This window comes from uncultured Cellulomonas sp., from assembly GCF_963527515.1.
Classification (GTDB): domain Bacteria; phylum Actinomycetota; class Actinomycetes; order Actinomycetales; family Cellulomonadaceae; genus Cellulomonas.
In genome coordinates this window covers 25,727-43,444 of sequence record NZ_CAURTV010000004.1, presented here as the reverse complement: position 1 = coordinate 43,444, position 17,718 = coordinate 25,727, and the positions used below count along the sequence as shown (strand labels likewise).

The window sequence follows — 17,718 nt, the reverse complement described above, 5'->3', positions numbered from 1 at the left end:
CACCTGCCATGACCATCACCATCCCCCCGCCGCTGATCCGACCCCACCTGACACAGTCCGGGCCCTCCGTGTCCGGCGCCAGCGAGATCCTCACCACCGAGGCGGTCGACTTCCTCACCGACCTGCACCTCCGCTTCTCCAGCCGGCGCCACGACCTGCTGCTGGGCCGCCAGCACCGCCGGACGCGGTTCTCCAACGGCGCCGACCCCGACTTCCTGCCGCTGACGGCGGGCATCCGGGCGGACCCGAGCTGGCGCGTGGCCGGCCCCGGTCCGGGCATGGAGGACCGGCGTGTCGAGATCACCGGCCCCACCGACCGCAAGATGACGATCAACGCGCTGAACAGCGGCGCCAAGGTCTGGCTCGCGGACATGGAGGACGCCACCAGCCCCACGTGGGCCAACGTCATCGGCGGGCAGCACAGCCTGTTCGACGCCATCCGCGGGCAGATCGACTTCACGTCTCCGGAGGGCAAGGAGTACACGGTCGGGTCGGTCACCCCGACGATCGTGTTCCGGCCGCGCGGCTGGCACCTGACCGAGAAGCACCTGGAGTTCACCGACCGGGCGGGTCAGACCTGTGCGGCGTCGGCAAGCCTGGTCGACGCCGGGCTGTACCTGTTCCACAACGCGCAGGCGCTCATCGACTCGGGCCGCGGCCCGTACCTGTACCTGCCCAAGCTGGAGAGCCACCTGGAGGCGCGACTCTGGGACGAGGTGTTCCGGTTCACGGAGACCTACCTGGGGCTGAAGTACGGGACGATCCGCGCGACGGTGCTCATCGAGACCATCACGGCCGCGTTCGAGATGGAGGAGATCCTCTACGAGCTGCGCGACCACTGCGCCGGCCTGAACGCCGGCCGCTGGGACTACATCTTCAGCGTCATCAAGAACTTCCGCGCTCGCGGACCGCGCTTCGTCCTGCCGGACCGCGGCAGCGTGACGATGACGGTCCCGTTCATGAAGGCGTACACCGAGCTGCTCGTCGCCACCTGCCACAAGCGGGGCGCGCAGGCCATCGGCGGGATGAGCGCGTTCATCCCCGACCGCCGCGACCCGGAGGTCACCGCCGCGGCGCTGGCGAAGGTCCGGGCGGACAAGCAGCGGGAGGCCGGGCAGGGGTACGACGGCACCTGGGTGGCGCACCCGGACCTCGTCCCGGTGGCGCGGGAGGTGTTCGACGAGGCGCTCGGCGACCGGGTCGACCAGCGGCACCGGCTGCGCGAGGACGTGCACGTCACCGCCGCGGACCTGCTGGACATCCCGTCGGCCGGCGGCGGCGAGCCCGGCGCGGTCACCGACGGCGGGCTGCGCGGCAACGTGTCGGTGGGCGTCCGGTACCTCGAGGCGTGGCTGCGGGGCATCGGCGCCGTGGCGATCGACCACCTCATGGAGGACGCCGCCACGGCCGAGATCTCGCGCTCGCAGGTGTGGCAGTGGGTGCACCAGGAGGTCGTCACCGCCGAGGGCACGCGCATCGACGCCGCGCGCGTCGAGCAGGTGCTCACGGAGGTCCTGGCGGAGCTGCCGCGGACGGAAGGCGACCGGTACGACGACGCGGCCGACCTGTTCCGGCAGGTGGCCCTGGCGGAGGACTTCCCGACGTTCCTCACCGTGCCGGCGTACACGCAGTTCCTGGTCGACCGCGCCTGAGCGACGACCGCGTCACGGCCCGGGTCAGCGTCGACCCGGGCCGTGTCGCACCCGCCACGCTGCCTGAGCCGCCGGCACGGGCGAATCGGGGCTCGTCGGCGCCCGGAGCCGTGGGCCAGGATGGTCCGCATGGCCGACGACGAACGCCCCGTGCTGGTCACCGGCGGCACCGGGACCCTGGGCCGCACGCTGGTCCGCACGCTCCTCGACGCCGGCCGGCCGGTGCGGCTGCTCAGCCGGCGCGGCCCGACACCGGCAGCGCCCGCGGCGGTGGACTGGGTGGTCGGCGACCTGCGGACGGGTGACGGTGTGCGCGAAGCGGTCGACGGCGTCGCCGCCGTGGTGCACTGCGCCAGCGCCCCGCGCCACCCCGACCACGACCTGGACGCCGCGGTGCAGCTGCTGCTCGCGGCCCGCGCGGCGGCGGTCCCGCACCTGGTCTACATCTCCATCGTGGGCGTCGACCGGGTGCCGTTCCCGCTCTACCGGGCCAAGCATCGCGTCGAGGAGATCATCGAGGACGGCGGAGTGCCGTGGACGACCCTGCGCGCGACGCAGTTCCACGACTTCGTGGCCGGCGTGCTGGACGCCCTCTCGCGCGCACCGGTGGCGATCGCTCCGGCGGGTGTGAGCGACCAGCCCGTGGACGTGCGCGAGGTGGCGACGCGGCTGGTCGAGCTGGTCGACGCGGGACCGTCCGGACGGGTCGACGACCTCGGCGGTCCCGAGGTGCTCACCACCACCGACCTGATGCGCACGTACCTCGCGGTGACCGGTCGACGCCGACCGGTGTGGACCGCCCCCGTCCCGGGGCTGGGCGGGTTTCGTCGCGGGGACCATCTGACGCCCGCGCACGCGGTCGGCCGCGTGACGTTCGCCGAGTGGCTCGGGGGCGTCAGCTCTCGAACAGGCAGAACGGGTGGCCGGCCGGGTCGAGCATGACGCGGACCTCGTCCTGCGGCTGGAAGCCGGCGAGCGTGGCGCCCTCGGCGAGCGCGTGCTCGACCCCCCTGTCCAGGTCGTTCACCCAGATGTCGAGGTGCTCCATCATCTGCTGGTGGTCGGTCGTCGCGGGCCACACCGGCGTCTCGTAGAGCGGGTCGGAGCTGAACGAGATCCCCGTGCCGCCGCTGGGCGGTCGCAGCATGACCCAGCCGGGCTCCTCGGCCATCACGCGCCAGCCCAGCAGGCGTCGGTAGAAGTCCGCGAGCGCGTTGGCGTCGCGCGCCTCGAGGACCGTCGTCGACAGGGAGAGCTCGAGCCCGGCGTGGCGGGTGATCGGCTCGCGACCGAGCGGCGACGGGTGCTGCGGCTCGTACAGCCCGAGGGAGCCGCCGCTCGGGAGCGGGATCCGGGTGACGACGCCCCACGACTCGGTGTGCGGAGGGTCGAGCGGGCGGACGCCCTTCGTCGCCAGGTCCGCCAGCGTGCCGTCCAGGTCCTCGCACATGAGGTGCAGCGTGGCGCCGTCGGCGGAGTCGCCCGGGTGCACCCCCAGCTCCGCCGGTGGCAGGGCGAAGATCAGCCAGCCGTCGCCGGACGTCGCGTCCTCGACCGACGACCACCCGAGCACGTCCCGCAGGAAGGCGCGGTCGGCCGCCGGGTCGGAGCTGGCCAGCAGCACGTGCAGCCCGGAGATCACCCCTCCAGGGTCCTCACGTGTTCCCGTGTTCGCCACCCGGAAAACCCCTTGGCGCGCGCGTGGATCCGGACGTACGGTCGTCGGACACGGGAAGGAGGTGGTCCAGGACATGTTCTATTCCAGGACGCGTGAGGTGACTGTCCGCTAGTCGCCCGAAAGTACTCGGACGGATTGCACAGGCGATCCGCCCGCAGGCCCACCCGGACCGGCGAGCGAATCCATGGCAGTCACCGCAGCCCGTGGGAGCCGCGACCTCGTCCTTCGCGGCAGGGCCTCCTCGGAGGTCCGGCCCACGGGCTGTTGCCTGCCCATCTCGTGGCAGGGTGGAGCCGTGGCTCTCAAGAACCCCTCCCAGATCGACCAGATGCGTCCTGCCGGCACGTTCGTCGCCGGCGTGCTCTCCTCCTTGCGTGACGTCGCCCGCGAGGGGATGACCCTCAAGCAGCTGGACACCCACGCGCACCGGATGATCGACGCCGCCGGTGCGCACTCCGTCTACCTGGGCTACCACCCGTCGTTCGGCGCGATGCCGTACCCGGGCGTGCTGTGCACCTCCGTCAACGACGCCGCGCTGCACGGCCTCCCGTCCGACTACGTGCTGGCCGACGGCGACGTGCTCAGCATCGACTTCGCCGCGCAGGTCCAGGGCTGGGTGGCCGACTCCGCGCTCACCTTCCAGATCGGCACGCAGTCTCCCGAGGTCACCGCGCTCATCGAGACCACCGAGCGGGCTCTCGACGCCGGCATCGCGGCCGCCCGTGCCGGCGCGCGGATGGGCGACGTCTCGTCGGCCATCGGCGACATCGGCCGCGCGGGCGGGTACGGGATCAATGCCGACTTCGGCGGGCACGGCGTCGGCCGGACCATGCACGAGGACCCGCACGTGCCCAACCTCGGGCGCCGCGGTACCGGTCAGAAGCTCAAGGCGGGCCTGGTCATCGCGATCGAGCCCTGGTTCATGGCCGGCGGCGACGAGTACACGATCGACGACGACGGCTGGACCATCCGCACCGCCGACGGCTCCCTCGCCGCCCACGCGGAGCACACGATCGCCATCACCCCCGACGGCCCCCTGGTCCTCACGGCCCGCGACTGACCCCGCAACGTCCGAGCAGATGCAGGCCCGGGCTCACCTCTGCTCGGACGCTGCGACCCCGGCACCCGACCCCCGCCCCGCGGCCGAGCCCTGCTCGCCGCCACCCTCGCCATCGGCTGAATCGATCCAGAACAACGTTGGGTGCGTTCTGCCCCCGCATCGCGCGCTCAACGTTGTTCTCGCGGCCTCCGCACCGTTGTTCTCGCGGCCTCCGCACGCTGTCTTGACGGCGGACTTAGATTGGCTCGATCCGGCAACGCCGGCGGATCCGCACGGAAGAGGGCCCCTGATGTCCGCGCTCGTCGAGACTGCTCCGCTCATCGGTCACGTCGTCGGGGGGCAGGTGACGACGCCCGAGGGGTCACGGACCCAGGACGTGTTCGATCCCGCGACCGGGCAGGTGTCCGGTCGGGTCCTGCTCGCGGAGCAGGCCGACGTCGACGCAGCGGTCGCGGCGGCCGTCGTCGCGGCGGAGTCGTGGTCGCAGGAACCCGTCGCCAAGCGCGCCGCGGTGCTGTTCGCGCTGCGCGAGCAGATCGTGCAGCACACGGACGAGCTGGCCGCCATCATCACCGCCGAGCACGGCAAGGTGCTCGCCGACTCCCACGGGGAGATCGCCCGCGGCCTGGAGGTCATCGAGTACGCGTGCGGGATGCCGCAGCTGCTCAAGGGCGAGTACACGGACCAGGCCGCGACGGGTGTCGACGTGTTCTCGTTCCGCGAGCCGCTCGGTGTCGTCGCCGGCATCACCCCGTTCAACTTCCCCGCGATGGTGCCCCTGTGGATGTCGCCGATGGCCATCGCCACGGGCAACGCGTTCATCCTCAAGCCGTCCGAGCGGGACCCGTCGGCGTCCCTGTTCCTGGCGAGGATGTGGAAGGCGGCCGGGCTGCCGGACGGCGTGTTCTCGGTGGTGCAGGGTGATCGGGTGGCCGTCGACGCGCTCCTGACCCACCCCGACATCGCGGCCGTCTCGTTCGTCGGCTCGACGCCGATCGCGCAGCACGTGCACGCCACCGCGACCGCGCACGGCAAGCGGGTGCAGGCGCTCGGCGGGGCCAAGAACCACGCGGTCGTGCTGGCCGACGCCGATCTGGACCTGGCGGCGACGCACCTGACCGGCGCGGCGTTCGGCGCGGCCGGCGAGCGGTGCATGGCGATCTCGGTGGCGGTCGTCGTCGACGAGGTGGCGGACGCGCTGCTCGAGCGGCTGCGCGCGGGGGCGGAGAAGGTCCGGGTGGCGCCCGGCAACGACCCGGACTCCGACATGGGTCCGGTGATCACGAAGGCGTCGCAGCTGCGCATCGAGGAGATCGTCACCGACGCGGTCGACAACGGTGCGTCCGCCGTCGTGGACGGTCGCGGGCACACGGTGGTCGGTCACGAGAACGGGTTCTTCGTCGGCCCCACCGTCCTCGACGGCGTCTCCACGGACATGCGCGCGTACGTCGAGGAGATCTTCGGGCCGGTGCTCGTGGTGATCCGGGCGGCGGACCTGACCGAGGCGATCGCGCTGGTGAACGCCAACCCGTACGGCAACGGCACCGCGCTGTTCACGTCCTCCGGCGACGCCGCCCGCACGTTCCAGCGGGCGGTGAACGTCGGCATGATCGGCATCAACGTGCCGATCCCGGTGCCGGTGGGGTGGCACTCGTTCGGCGGCTGGAAGAACTCGCTGTTCGGCGAGAGCCACATCTACGGCCCCGAGTCGGTGCGCTTCTACACGCGCGGCAAGGTGGTCACCAGCCGCTGGCCCAGCAGCCCGGCGACGGCCCGCTTCCACTTCGGCCGCACCACCAGCCACTGACGTCCGAGCAGAAGGTCGCTGGAGCCCCCAGCTGCTCGGACGTCCCGCAGGAAGCACGCAACGTCCGAGCATGTGGCTGCTCCAGCAACCACATGCTCGGACGCCCGCTGGGGAGAGACCGCAGCGTCCGAGCATGTGGTCGCCAGGGCAGCCACTTCCTCGGACGCTGCACGAACGGCCCGCACCCTCGCCTAGGGTGCGGGCCGTCGCGGGGTGGGTCAGTCGACGCGGACGACGACCTTGCCCCGCACGTGGCCGGTCTGGCTCGCTTCGTGGGCCGCGGCGGCGTCGGCCAGCTCGAACACCTCGGCGACGTCGACCGCCACGGTGCCGGCGTCGATCAGGGCCGTGAGGGCGTCGAGGTCCTCGGTGCTGGGCCTGACCCAGACGTAGTGGCCGCCGAGCTCGTCGCGAGCGGCGGCGTCGACGATCGACGCCACGACCCCGTCCGGGGCGAGCACGGCACGGGACGTCTCGACGAGGTCGTCCCCACCGAAGTCGAGCACCACGTCGACACCGTCCGGCGCCAGGGCGCGGACGCGGTCCACCAGACCGTCGCCGTACTCCACCGGCTCCGCGCCCAGCCCGCTCAGGTACTCGTGGTTGCGCGACGAGGCCGTGCCGATGACCCGTGCGCCGAGCGAGCGGGCGATCTGCACCGCGAACGCGCCGACGCCGCCCGCCGCCGCGTGCACGAGGACCGTCTGTCCGTCGTGGACGCCGGCACGCCGGATCACCTGGTACGCGGTCAGCCCGGCCAGCGGCACGGCGGCCGCCTCCTCGAACGAGAGGGTCGACGGCTTGCGCGCGAGGGTGCGCACCGGGGCTGCGACGTACTCCGCGAACGTGCCGCCGTGCAGCCAGTCGCGACGCACGTACCCGTAGACCTCGTCGCCCACCTGCAGCTCGGGGGTGTCGAGCCCGACCCGCTCGACGACGCCGGCGACGTCCCAGCCGGGTACCGCGGGGAACGTGATGTCCATGATCGCGTCGAGGTAGCCGGCGCGGACCTTCCAGTCCACCGGGTTGACCGAGGCGGCGCGCACGCGGACGAGCACGCTGTCCGGGCCCACCTTGGGGGTCGGCTGGTCGGTGAGCTCGAGGACGTCGGCGCCGCCGTAGCGGGAGTAGGTGATGGCTCGCATGCCCCCCACAACTCGGCACCGGCGACGGGTGTTCCGATCGTCACCTGCTGGCCCTGGCCCGTTCACCCGGCCGCCCGGAATCGGACATCTGTCCTGGTCACCCTCGGGGCACACCGATCGAAGGGGACCTCGATGCCGCACGCCCGCCGCGCACTCGTCGCGCTGACCTGCACCGCCGTGCTCTGCGCGGGACTCGGAGCGACCACCGCGGCGGCGCACCCCCAGCCGTCCCCCCAGGGCGTGTTCCACCGCCTCGCGACCTACCCCGTGTACCTGAACCGCCCGGCGGACGTGCCGGCCGCCGACCCGACGGTCGCGGAGATCTCTGCCGTCAGCGAGGACGGCCTGACGTTCATCCACACCGACGCGCTCGCGGGCCGGATCGGTTTCGTCGACATCACGGACCCCGCGACGCCGCGGGGCCTCGGCACCCTCGACCTGACGGCGGACCTCGGGGTGGGCGACCACGCGGAGCCGACGTCGGTGGCCGTGGTCGGCGGCTACGTGCTGGTCGTCGTCGACACGTCGGAGAGCTTCACCAACCCGTCGGGACTGCTCGCTGTGGTCGACCTGGCGACGCACGCGCTCGTGCGGACCCTCGACCTCGGCGGCCAGCCCGACTCGATCGCGCTCACGCCGGACAGGGCGCACGCGGCGATCGCGATCGAGAACCAGCGCGACGAGGACGTGGCCCCGGCCGGTGGGAAGAAGGGCGACCTGCCGCAGCTGCCCGGCGGCTTCCTGCAGCTGGTGGACCTGCCCGGCCCGGACCCGGCTGCCTGGAGCACCCGCGCGGTGCCGTTCCCCGCGGAGGCGCTCGCCGGGCTGGACACCCCGCAGGACCCGGAGCCGGAGTACGTCGCGGTCGACCCCACCGGGACCACGGTCGCCGTGACCCTGCAGGAGAACAACGGCATCGCGCTGGTCGACATCGCGTCCGGGACGCTCAGCTCCGTGTTCAGCGCGGGGAGCGTCGCGGTGAGCGGGATCGACACCGGGCAGGACGGGGTCATCACCCAGACCGGGTCGATCCCGCTCACCCCGCGGGAGCCCGACGCGGTGGCGTGGCTCGACGCGACCCACCTGGCTACCGCCAACGAGGGCGACTGGAAGGGCGGCACCCGCGGGTGGACCGTCTTCGACACGTCCGGCGCGGTGGTCTGGGACGCCGGCGCCGAGCTCGAGCGGCTGGCGGTCCGGACCGGGCTGCACTCCGAGTCGCGAGCCGGGAAGAAGGGCGTCGAGATCGAGGGTCTGGCCGTCGCGACCCTCGGCGGCCGGCGGTACGCGTTCGTCGGGTCTGAGCGGTCGAACTTCGTCGCCGTGTACGACGTGGACGACGCCGCGCACCCGCGGTTCGTCCAGGTGCTGGCCACCACCAACGGCCCGGAGGGCATCCTGCCGGTGCCGTCGCGGGACCTGCTGCTGGTGTCGAGCGAGACCGACGACGCGTCCGTCCTGGTCCGGTCGTCGGTCACCGTGTTCGGCCGCGGCAAGGCCTTCGCCAGGGCGGCCGGCACCCCGCAGTTCCCGAGCGTCGTCTCCGCCGACGACGCCGCGGGCAACCCGATCGGCTGGGGCGCCCTCGGCGCGCTGAGCGCCGACCCGACCGACAGGAAGCACCTCTGGACAGCGAGCGACGCGGCCTACGGAGCCGCGCACCTGCTCCGGCTGGACGTGTCGCGCAAGCCCGCGGTGATCGATCGCGATGTCGTCGTGACGCAGGGGGGCACGCCGGCATCGTTCGACATCGAGGGCGTCTCGGCCCGTCGTCAGGGCGGGTTCTGGCTCGGCTCCGAGGGGGCCACCGGTGCCGCGAACGCGCTGGTCCGGACGGACGCGGCGGGCGCGGTGCAGCAGACCGTGCCGTTGCCCGCCGACGTCGCGGCGGGGCTCACGAAGTGGGGCATCGAGGGGGTGGCTGCCACCCAGGACTCGCGCGGCGAGCACGTCTGGGTCGCCCTCCAGCGCGGGCTCAGCGGTGACGAGGCCCGTGCGCGCATCGGCCGCTACGACGTGTCGACCGGCGGCTGGGCGTGGTTCGCCTACCCGCTGGGCACGACGACGACGGCCGGCGACTGGATCGGGCTCTCGGAGATCACCGTCGTCGACCGCGACACCCTCGCCGTGATCGAGCGCGACAAGCTCAACGGTCCGGACGCCAGGGTCAAGGCCGTCTACGCGGTGCAGATCCCGAGGAAGGACCCCGCGCCCGGCACGGTCGGCACGCTCACCAAGACGCTCGTGCGGGACCTGGTGCCGGACCTGCGGGCGACGAACGGGTGGACGCAGGAGAAGGTCGAGGGCCTGACCATCGGCGGTGACGGGCAGGTCTACGCCGTGACCGACAACGACGGGCTCAAGGACGCGACGGGCGAGACCGTGCTCCTGCGCCTCGGCTCGGCGGCGAAGGTGTTCCGGGCGCACAGGTGACGCCCGAGCAGCGATCATGACGGGATGCCCACCCCGTACTCCGTCATGGTCGTCTGCACCGGCAACATCTGTCGCTCCCCGATGGCCGAGGTGGTGCTGCGGGAGCGGTTCGCCGCCGCGGGCCTGGCGGACCGGGTGGTGGTCGACTCCACGGGCATCAGCGACGAAGAGCGCGGCAACCCGGTGGACCGTCGCGCCCGGACCGTCCTGCTGGGCCACGGCTACCCCGCCGGCGACGGCCACCGCGCGCGCCAGGTGCGAGCCGGCGACGCTCGCGACCTGGTGCTGGCGATGACCACCGTGCACGCCCGGGCGCTCCGCAGGCTTGACTTGGAACCCGTGCTCTTCCGGTCGTTCGACCCCGCCGCCGACGAGCGTGACCTCGATGTGGCGGACCCCTGGTACGGCGGCGCGCAGGACTTCGAGGACTGCCTGGCGCAGATCGAGGCGGCGGCGGACGGGATCGTGCAGCACGTCCGGGCGGCGCTCGGGAATGCCCGCGTCCCCGAGCACGGTTGACCGAGGCATGTCCCTCGACGAGATCCCGCTGACCACCCTGCACGGCGACACGACGACGTTCGGCGCCTACTCCGACCAGGTCAAGCTGGTGGTCAACGTCGCCTCGCGGTGCGGCCTGGCTCCTCAGTACGAGAAGCTCGAGCAGCTGCAGAGGACGTACGGCGACCGCGGGTTCACGGTGCTGGGCTTCCCCAGCAACCAGTTCCTCCAGGAGCTCGGGTCCGAGGAGGCCATCGCGGAGTACTGCTCGGCGACGTGGGGCGTCACGTTCCCGATGTTCGCGAAGACCAAGGTCAACGGCCGGTCGGCGCACCCGCTGTACGCGGCGCTGACCAAGACGCCCGACGCGTCCGGCAAGGCCGGCCGGGTCACGTGGAACTTCGAGAAGTTCGTCGTCACGCCGGACGGGGCGGTGCACAGGTTCCGCCCGCAGACCGAGCCGGACGCCCCCGAGATCGTCGGGGTCATCACGGCCGCCCTGCCGCCGACGGAGTGACTGCGAGGCGGAACCGGGCACTCCGGCCCGCAGAGGGACACACTGGCGGTACCGCCGACGCACGCCGGCGGCACCGTGGAAGAAGCCCTCGGAGGATCGCGTGAAGTTCGAGATCGTCAAGGACAAGGCCGGCGAGTTCCGGTTCAAGATCGTCGCCACCAACGGGAACGTCCTCGCCAGCAGCGAGGGGTACTCGGCGAAGGCGTCGGCACAGAACGCCATCGACCGCATCAAGTCCGACGCGGCCGCGGCCGTGACCGTCGACAACAGCTGATCAGGACGCACGGGCCCGGCGACGATGCCGGGCCCGTGCGGCACGATGGGCGCGTGAAGGTAGCCGCGCGTGCCGACGTCCCGCCGTTCGCCGTGATGGAGATCCTGGCCGCCGCCAACGCGCGCAGGGCAGCCGGCGAGGACGTGCTGAACCTCTGCGCGGGCGAGCCGTCGACCGGTGCCTCGGACGTGGTGCGGCAGCGCGCGATCGAGCTGCTGACGTCGGGCGACCTGGGCTACACCGAGTCCCTGGGCGCGCCGGCCGTGCGGGCGGCGATCGCGCAGCACTACCGCGACACCTACGACGTCGTCGTCGACCCCGGCCGGGTCGCGGTGACCACCGGCTCCTCGGGCGGCTTCCTGCTCGCGTTCCTCGCGGCGTTCGACGTGGGCGACCGGGTCGCGCTCGCGGTCCCGGGCTACCCCGCCTACGCCAACATCCTCGCGGCGCTCGGGTGCGAGGTGGTCGTCGTGCCCTGCGGCCCGGAGACCCGCTACCAGCCGACCGTCGCGCAGCTCGAGGCGCTGGACCCCCCGGTCGAGGGGCTGGTGGTGGCCAGCCCGGCGAACCCGACCGGCACGATGATCGACCCCGACGAGCTGGCTGCGCTGGCGCACTGGTGCGGCCGGCACGGAGTCCGGCTGGTCAGCGACGAGATCTACCACGGGATCACCTACGGGTCCGAGCAGACGGCCACAGCTGCCCACTACCTCGACCGCGGCGCCGTCGTCGTCAACTCGTTCTCCAAGTACTGGGCGATGACGGGCTGGCGGCTCGGCTGGCTGGTGCTGCCCGAGGACCTGGTCACGCCCGTCGGCGCCCTCGCCGGCAACGTCGCCCTCTGCCCGCCCGCGCTGGCGCAGCACGCCGGGATCGCCGCGTTCAGCCCGGAGGGGTACGCCGCCGCACGAGAGAACGTCGAGCGCTACGCCGCCGCGCGGGACCACCTCCTGGCGCGCCTGCCGGAGCTCGGCTGGGCACGCGTCGCGCCGGCGGACGGCGCCTTCTACCTGTACGGGGACATCTCGGCCAGCGGCCTGGACTCGATCACCTGGTGCGCTCGGCTGCTCGACGAGGCCGGGGTGGCGCTGACCCCCGGCACGGACTTCGACCCGGTGGACGGCCACCACTGGGTGCGACTGTCGTTCGCGTCGTCGGTGGACGTGGTGCGTGAGGCCGTGGACCGGATCGTGGCCTGGCAGCGAACCCTGCCGTAACACGGGGCACCTACAGTCGCGGCCATGGACGTGGCGGTGCTCGGCGCGACAGGGGACGTGGGACGGCAGATCTGCACGCAGCTGGTCGAGCGGCGGATCCTGCCGACGAGCTCGCGCCTACAGCTGGTCGGTCGCTCGGACGGTGCGTCGGGGCGCGCGGTGCACGGTCTGCGGGCCGACCTGATCGACGCGTACGACGAGCACGCGCCCCTGCTCGACGTCGCGCTGGACCCGTCGGACGTGGTCGCGGACGTCGTCGTGGTCGCGGCGGGCAGGACCGCGCCGCCGTCGCCGGACGGTGTCCCCATGAGCCGCGCGGACCTCGCTGCGCACAACGTCGGGGTGTTCACCGCCTACGCCGACGCGCTCGCCCGACACGGCTCCGGGCAGGAGGTGGTCGTCGTGGTGTCCAACCCGGTCGAGCTCGGCGTCGCCGTGATGGCCGCCGCGCTGGGCCGGCACCGGGTGATCGGGATGGGCGCGTGGCTGGACACCCTGCGGTTCCGGCGGGAGATCGCGGTGTCGCTCGGGGTCCGACGCCACCGCGTGGGCGGGTTCGTCGCCGGGCAGCACGGCGACGACCTGGTGCCCCTGTGGTCGACCGTACGGATCAGCGGGCTGGACGTGGCGGAGCGGCGCAGGGCGGTGGCCCGGCTGCGCGGCGCGCGGTCGCTGGACGGGTTCGGCGCCGAGATCGCGTCGGCGAAGGAGCAGCTCGCCGCCACCCGGGACCTGGGTCGGGCGTTCGCGCTCATCGACAGCTGGCCCCCGGACCTGCGGGTGGTCGCGCGCCCCTGGATGACGCACCAGAGCGGGGCCAAGACGGCCGCGGGCACCGCGAGCGCCACGATCGACCTGGTGGACACCATCCTGGACGGGCGGGAGATCGTCGTCGCCGGCCAGGTGGCGCTCGCGGGCGAGGTGCTGGACCGCCCGGGCGTGCTGGGTGTCCCGGTGGTGGTCGGGCAGGAGGGCTGGACGCGGGTGCTGCTGGACGAGCCCGCGCCCGACGAGGCGCGCCGGCTGACGGCCGTGGCGGAGCGGATCGACGCCGCCAACCTGTCCTGGCTGGGGGTCGGCGCGTGATCTCCGAGGACGACGACCGCTGGGTGGCGTTCGTGCGGGCGGACCACCGGACGGGCACCATCGCCGCCCTCGCCGGGGTGTTCGCCACGCGCGGCGTGAACTTCGACTCGCTGGCCACCGGCAACGTGGAGGGCGACCACGGCCTGGTCGTCGTGACGTTCCGCACGGGCGAGCGGCGTCAGCGGATGCTCGTGCGCAGCGTCGAACGGCTGGAGGCGGTGCGCAGCGTCCTGGTCCGCCGCGCCGAGGACCTGGGCGTGCGGGCCGCCGCGGTCGTGCACCTGCCGCGCGACGTCGAGTTCCGCCCGCCCAGGCACGCCGCGGTGAGCTGGTCGGGCGCGTCGCTCCTCGGTCAGCCGGTGCTGGTGGAGGGGCCGCTGGTCGACGTCGAGGCCGTCGTCGCGTCGGCTCGCGCCGCCGGTGCCCGCGCCGAGGCGACGGTCATCGAGCCGCCCGTCACGTCGTAGGTTGGCTCCGTGCCTCTGCCCGCCCTGGTCGCCCCGGGACCGCCGCTGACCCCCGCGCAGGTCGAGCGCGGCTCGCGGCACCTGCTGCTCGCGGAGCTCGGCGTCGACGGCCAGCGGCGGCTGCGCAACGCGCGCGTCCTCGTGGTCGGGGCGGGGGGCCTCGGTGCGCCCGTGCTGCAGTACCTCGCGGCGGCGGGCGTGGGGACGCTCGGGATCGTCGACGACGACGTGGTCGACGTCAGCAACCTGCAGCGCCAGGTGATCCACGGGTCCGCCGACGTGGGACGCGCCAAGGTCGACAGCGCGCGCGACGCCGTGGCGGCGCTGGACCCCGACATCCGCGTGGTGGCTCACCGCACCAGACTGACCAGCGAGAACGTGGACGAGATCCTGGGCGGTTACGACGTGGTCGTCGACGGGACCGACAACTTCCCCACCCGCTACCTGGTCAACGACGCGTGCGTGCGTCTCGGCCTGCCGGAGGTGTGGGGGTCGGTGCTGCGGTTCGACGCGCAGACCACGGTCTTCTGGGGGCGGGCAGGCGTCGAGCTGCGCGACCTGTTCCCCTCGCCTCCCGCGCCGGACGAGGTGCCGTCGTGCGCGGAGGCCGGCGTGCTCGGTGCCCTGTGCGGCCAGATCGGCTCGATCATGGCCACCGAGGTGGTCAAGCTGATCACCGGCACCGGCCAGACGCTGCTCGGCCGCGTGCTCGTGGTCGACGCCCTCCGCGGTCGCTGGACCGAGGTCCCGCTCGCCGCAACCCACCACGCAGAACGTCCCCCGGAGGAACAGCCCATGTCCGAGGTCCCCGTCGTCACCGCTACCGAGCTGGTCCAGCGCCTGGCCGCCCGGGAGGCGGGCACCGACGACTTCCTGCTCATCGACGTGCGCGAGCCGGCCGAGCACGCCCAGGGCGCCATCCCGGGCGCCGTGCTGGTGCCGCTCGGGTCGTTCTTCGACGGCTCGGCGCTGGCCGACCTGCCGCGCGACGGGGAGATCCTGGTGCACTGCGCGGTCGGTGCCCGCTCGCTGGCCGCCGCGCAGATCCTGCGCAGCGCGGGGTACGACGCCGCGAACGTCGACGGCGGCATCCAGGCGTGGCTGGACGTGCGCTGACCGTGCGCTCCCTGACGGACCACCGCGCGGCCGCGCTCGCCCTGGCCGCGCCGCTGCCGGCCGTCGACGTGCCGCTGGAGGACGCCGACGGCCTGGTGCTGGCCGAGGACCTGCGGACCGACCAGCTCCTCCCGCGCTGGGACAACTCGGCGATGGACGGGTACGCGGTCCGGCACGCCGACGTGGTGGACCTGCCGGCGACCCTGCGCGTGGTGGCGGACCTGCCCGCGGGATCGGCCGACGAGCCCGTCGTGGGTTCCGGCACCGCCGCACGGATCATGACCGGAGCCCCGGTGCCGGAGGGCGCGGACACGATCGTGCCCGTCGAGCTCACGGACGCCGGGACGGTGACGGTCGTGGTGCGCGAGGCGCCGGCGCCGGGGGTGCACGTGCGCCGCGCGGGCGAGGACGCCGTGCCCGGTGACGTCGTCGTCGCCGCCGGCATGCTGCTCGGGCCCGCCGCGATCGCCGCCGTCGCCTCGCTCGGTCACGCCACGGTCCGGGTGCACCGGCGCCCCCGCGTCGCGGTCGTCTCCACCGGGGACGAGCTGGTGGCCCCGGGCACCCCGCTGCGCCGCGGGCAGCTCCCCGACTCGAACTCGTGGCTGCTCGCCTCCGCGGTCCGCCACGCCGGTGGCACGCCGGTGCGCATCGGTCCGGTGCCCGACGACGTCGAGGCGCTGCGCGCGGTGCTCCGCGACCTGGACGGGACGGTCGACGCGATCGTGACCTCCGGCGGCGTGAGCGTCGGCGCGTACGACGTGGTCAAGGCCGCGCTGGCCGACGAGCCCGGCGTGGAGTTCCTCGCGGTGGCCGTGCAGCCCGGCAAGCCGCAGGGTCTGGGCCGGCTGCCGGGCGGCACCCCGATCTACACGCTCCCGGGCAACCCGGTGAGCTCGTTCGCGTCGTTCGAGATGTTCGTCCGGCCCGCGATCCTGCGCCTGCGTGGGCTGGTGGACGTCGAGCGAACGTCACTGGTCGCGGTCGCGGACGAGGGCTGGACCACGCCGCCCGGCCGCGCGCAGCTCATGCCCGTGCGGTGGGTGGGACCGGACCGCGTGGCGCGGGCGACCGCGGGAGGCTCCGGCTCGCACCTGGTGGCCCGCCTCGCGCTGGCCGAGGGGCTCGCCGTCATCCCCGCCGAGATCGACCGGGTCGCCGCCGGCGACCGCGTCGCCGTCCTGAAGGTGGTCCGATGAGCCAGCAGCCCGAGCAGTTCACGCACCTCGACGCCGCCGGGCACGCCCGCATGGTCGACGTGACCGCCAAGCAGCCCACCGTCCGGTCGGCCACCGCGAGCGGTCGGGTGGAGTGCGGCCCGCACGTGGTCGCGGCCCTGCGGGACGGGGCGGTGCCGAAGGGCGACGTGCTGGCGGTCGCACGGATCGCGGGCATCGCCGCCGCCAAGCGCACCCCCGAGCTGCTGCCGCTGGCGCACGTCATCGGGGTGCACGGCGTGGTGGTGGACCTCGAGATCACCGACGACGGCGTCGCGATCACCGCAACCGTCCGCACCGCCGACCGCACGGGCGTCGAGATGGAGGCCCTCACCGCGGTGTCGGTCGCCGCGCTGGCGGTCGTCGACATGGTCAAGGGTCTTGACAAGTCCGTGCGCATCGTCGACGTGCAGCTCGAGGCCAAGTCGGGTGGCCGCTCGGGTGACTGGCGGCGCGACGCGTGAGCGTCGACGGTCACCAGTTCGACGCGGTCGTGCTGGCCGGCGGGCGGGCGCGACGGCTCGGCGGCGCGAGCAAGCCGCACGTCGAGATCGGCGGGGTGGCCCTGCTCGACCACGCGCTCGCGGCCGTCGCGGACGCCTCGCACGTCGTGGTCGTCGGTCCGCCGCAGCTGGCCCGGCCGGGCGTCGCCACCGTCCTCGAGGACCCGCCGGACGGTGGCCCGGTGGCGGGTCTCGCGGCCGGCCTCGACGGGCTGCCCGACGACGGACCGGAGCTGGTGGTCGTCCTCGCCTGCGACGTGCCCGGTGCCCGCTGGGTGGTGCCGGCGCTGCTCGCATCCGTGCAGGACGCCGACGGCGCGCGCATGGTCGGCCCTGGCGGTCGTCACCAGCACCTCGTGGCTGTGTACCGCCGGACCGCCCTGCGCGCGGCCCTCGACGGGCTCCCCGCGGTGCACGGCGCCGCGATGCACCGGCTCGTCGTCGGGCTGCGGCTGGTCGACGTCCCCGACGACGAGGGCGCGACGGCCGACGCCGACACCTGGGCCGACGTCGCGCGCCTGGACGCGGAGCTGAGTGACAGGATCGAGCCATGACCGACGACCCCCGCCGCGCGCCCGGCGCCGACCTGCCCGAGTGGATCGACCAGATCACCGCCGCGCTCGGCGTCGAGCGCGAGCTCGTCGACATCGACCGGCTGCTCCAGGTGTCCTCCGACGTGGCGCACCAGGTGGCCCGCCCCGCCGTGCCGGTGACGATGTTCGTCGCCGGTCTGGCCGCGGCGGGCTCCAACCCCTCGGACGTCCTGGCGTGGATCGAGGCGCGGGCCGCCTCCTGGACCCCCTCGTGATCACCGTCCGCTACTTCGCCGCCGCCGCGGAGGCCGCCGGGGTCGACACCGAGCAGCTGCCCGCCGGGACGGCCGCGCAGGTCAGGTCGGCGATGGTCGGCGCGCACGGTGCCGGCCTGGACCGCGTGCTGGGCCGGTGCGCCCTGCTGGCGGACGGCACCCGCGTGGAGGGCGACGACCCCGTGCTCGCCGGCGCGATGCTGGACGTGCTCCCCCCGTTCGCGGGCGGCTGACCCGCCG

19 protein-coding genes are annotated in these 17,718 nt (G+C 73.7%); 17 read left to right on the top strand and 2 right to left on the bottom strand.

Annotated features, from left to right (window positions below):
- Positions 1-8 precede the first annotated feature (8 nt).
- Positions 9-1,652, top strand: coding sequence for a malate synthase A (gene aceB / locus RYN42_RS02300; RefSeq protein ID WP_315093372.1), 1,644 nt, complete (start codon positions 9-11; stop codon positions 1,650-1,652).
- Between the two features lie 129 nt (positions 1,653-1,781).
- Complete coding sequence (locus RYN42_RS02295; RefSeq protein WP_315093371.1) at positions 1,782-2,594, top strand: NAD(P)H-binding protein; 813 nt, start codon at positions 1,782-1,784, stop codon at positions 2,592-2,594.
- Here the strand turns inward: RYN42_RS02295 and RYN42_RS02290 are convergent.
- Entirely contained in the window at positions 2,548-3,294 is a 747-nt protein-coding gene (locus RYN42_RS02290) for a VOC family protein (RefSeq protein ID WP_315093369.1), read from the bottom strand. The genes RYN42_RS02295 and RYN42_RS02290 overlap by 47 nt on opposite strands.
- 331 nt (positions 3,295-3,625) lie before the next feature.
- On the opposite strand from RYN42_RS02290, the gene map reads away from it, so the two are divergent.
- A complete protein-coding gene (gene map / locus RYN42_RS02285) occupies positions 3,626-4,390 on the top strand; it encodes a type I methionyl aminopeptidase (protein WP_315093367.1) in 765 nt (254 codons plus the stop codon).
- Between the two features lie 289 nt (positions 4,391-4,679).
- Positions 4,680-6,197, top strand: a complete 1,518-nt coding sequence (locus tag RYN42_RS02280; RefSeq protein ID WP_315093366.1) for a CoA-acylating methylmalonate-semialdehyde dehydrogenase — start codon at positions 4,680-4,682, stop codon at positions 6,195-6,197.
- A gap of 218 nt (positions 6,198-6,415) precedes the next feature.
- On the opposite strand, the gene RYN42_RS02275 is transcribed toward RYN42_RS02280, so the two are convergent.
- Entirely contained in the window at positions 6,416-7,342 is a 927-nt protein-coding gene (locus RYN42_RS02275) for an NADP-dependent oxidoreductase (protein WP_315093364.1), read from the bottom strand.
- Between the two features lie 132 nt (positions 7,343-7,474).
- On the opposite strand from RYN42_RS02275, the gene RYN42_RS02270 reads away from it, so the two are divergent.
- The 13 genes from RYN42_RS02270 (at position 7,475) to RYN42_RS02210 (ending at position 17,711) form a co-directional block, all read left to right on the top strand.
- A complete protein-coding gene (locus RYN42_RS02270; protein WP_315093362.1) occupies positions 7,475-9,775 on the top strand; it encodes an esterase-like activity of phytase family protein in 2,301 nt (766 codons plus the stop codon).
- Positions 9,776-9,799: 24 nt separating this feature from the next.
- Positions 9,800-10,294 carry a low molecular weight protein-tyrosine-phosphatase gene (locus tag RYN42_RS02265; protein ID WP_315093360.1) on the top strand — a complete coding sequence of 165 codons (495 nt, stop codon included), beginning with the start codon at positions 9,800-9,802 and terminating at the stop codon, positions 10,292-10,294.
- Between the two features lie 7 nt (positions 10,295-10,301).
- The gene (locus RYN42_RS02260; protein WP_315093359.1) at positions 10,302-10,790 is read left to right on the top strand and encodes a glutathione peroxidase; all 489 of its coding nucleotides are present in this window, start codon (positions 10,302-10,304) and stop codon (positions 10,788-10,790) included.
- Between the two features lie 100 nt (positions 10,791-10,890).
- On the top strand, positions 10,891-11,064 hold the full coding sequence (locus tag RYN42_RS02255) for a DUF1508 domain-containing protein (protein WP_315093357.1): 174 nt from the start codon (positions 10,891-10,893) through the stop codon (positions 11,062-11,064).
- Between the two features lie 53 nt (positions 11,065-11,117).
- Complete coding sequence (locus tag RYN42_RS02250; RefSeq protein WP_315093356.1) at positions 11,118-12,281, top strand: pyridoxal phosphate-dependent aminotransferase; 1,164 nt, start codon at positions 11,118-11,120, stop codon at positions 12,279-12,281.
- Positions 12,282-12,305: 24 nt separating this feature from the next.
- Positions 12,306-13,367: a lactate/malate family dehydrogenase gene (locus RYN42_RS02245; protein ID WP_315093354.1), complete on the top strand. Its 1,062-nt coding sequence runs from the start codon at positions 12,306-12,308 to the stop codon at positions 13,365-13,367.
- Positions 13,364-13,834: a hypothetical protein gene (locus RYN42_RS02240; RefSeq protein ID WP_315093352.1), complete on the top strand. Its 471-nt coding sequence runs from the start codon at positions 13,364-13,366 to the stop codon at positions 13,832-13,834. The genes RYN42_RS02245 and RYN42_RS02240 overlap by 4 nt, the downstream gene beginning before the upstream one ends.
- A 9-nt stretch (positions 13,835-13,843) precedes the next feature.
- A complete protein-coding gene (gene moeB, locus RYN42_RS02235; RefSeq protein ID WP_315093351.1) occupies positions 13,844-14,950 on the top strand; it encodes a molybdopterin-synthase adenylyltransferase MoeB in 1,107 nt (368 codons plus the stop codon).
- Positions 14,932-16,149, top strand: coding sequence for a gephyrin-like molybdotransferase Glp (gene glp, locus RYN42_RS02230; protein WP_315093350.1), 1,218 nt, complete (start codon positions 14,932-14,934; stop codon positions 16,147-16,149). The genes moeB and glp overlap by 19 nt, the downstream gene beginning before the upstream one ends.
- On the top strand, positions 16,146-16,631 hold the full coding sequence (moaC, locus tag RYN42_RS02225; protein WP_315093348.1) for a cyclic pyranopterin monophosphate synthase MoaC: 486 nt from the start codon (positions 16,146-16,148) through the stop codon (positions 16,629-16,631). Before glp ends, moaC begins: the two co-directional genes overlap by 4 nt.
- Complete coding sequence (locus RYN42_RS02220) at positions 16,628-17,224, top strand: NTP transferase domain-containing protein (protein ID WP_315093346.1); 597 nt, start codon at positions 16,628-16,630, stop codon at positions 17,222-17,224. Before moaC ends, RYN42_RS02220 begins: the two co-directional genes overlap by 4 nt.
- Positions 17,221-17,478 carry a DUF6457 domain-containing protein gene (locus RYN42_RS02215; RefSeq protein WP_315093344.1) on the top strand — a complete coding sequence of 86 codons (258 nt, stop codon included), beginning with the start codon at positions 17,221-17,223 and terminating at the stop codon, positions 17,476-17,478. Before RYN42_RS02220 ends, RYN42_RS02215 begins: the two co-directional genes overlap by 4 nt.
- Positions 17,475-17,711, top strand: a complete 237-nt coding sequence (locus RYN42_RS02210; protein ID WP_315093342.1) for a MoaD/ThiS family protein — start codon at positions 17,475-17,477, stop codon at positions 17,709-17,711. Before RYN42_RS02215 ends, RYN42_RS02210 begins: the two co-directional genes overlap by 4 nt.
- Positions 17,712-17,718: the final 7 nt, after the last annotated feature.

What these genes read in the sequence shown, in the direction of transcription:
- RYN42_RS02275 (WP_315093364.1), bottom strand. Translation starts at nt 7,342, where the DNA reads ATGCGAGCCATCACCTACTCCCGCTACGGCGGCGCCGACGTCCTCGAG.
- RYN42_RS02270 (WP_315093362.1), top strand. Translation starts at nt 7,475, where the DNA reads ATGCCGCACGCCCGCCGCGCACTCGTCGCGCTGACCTGCACCGCCGTG.
- RYN42_RS02280 (WP_315093366.1), top strand. Translation starts at nt 4,680, where the DNA reads ATGTCCGCGCTCGTCGAGACTGCTCCGCTCATCGGTCACGTCGTCGGG.
- RYN42_RS02260 (WP_315093359.1), top strand. Translation starts at nt 10,302, where the DNA reads ATGTCCCTCGACGAGATCCCGCTGACCACCCTGCACGGCGACACGACG.
- moaC (WP_315093348.1), top strand. Translation starts at nt 16,146, where the DNA reads ATGAGCCAGCAGCCCGAGCAGTTCACGCACCTCGACGCCGCCGGGCAC.
- RYN42_RS02265 (WP_315093360.1), top strand. Translation starts at nt 9,800, where the DNA reads ATGCCCACCCCGTACTCCGTCATGGTCGTCTGCACCGGCAACATCTGT.
- RYN42_RS02215 (WP_315093344.1), top strand. Translation starts at nt 17,221, where the DNA reads ATGACCGACGACCCCCGCCGCGCGCCCGGCGCCGACCTGCCCGAGTGG.
- aceB (WP_315093372.1), top strand. Translation starts at nt 9, where the DNA reads ATGACCATCACCATCCCCCCGCCGCTGATCCGACCCCACCTGACACAG.
- RYN42_RS02295 (WP_315093371.1), top strand. Translation starts at nt 1,782, where the DNA reads ATGGCCGACGACGAACGCCCCGTGCTGGTCACCGGCGGCACCGGGACC.
- RYN42_RS02245 (WP_315093354.1), top strand. Translation starts at nt 12,306, where the DNA reads ATGGACGTGGCGGTGCTCGGCGCGACAGGGGACGTGGGACGGCAGATC.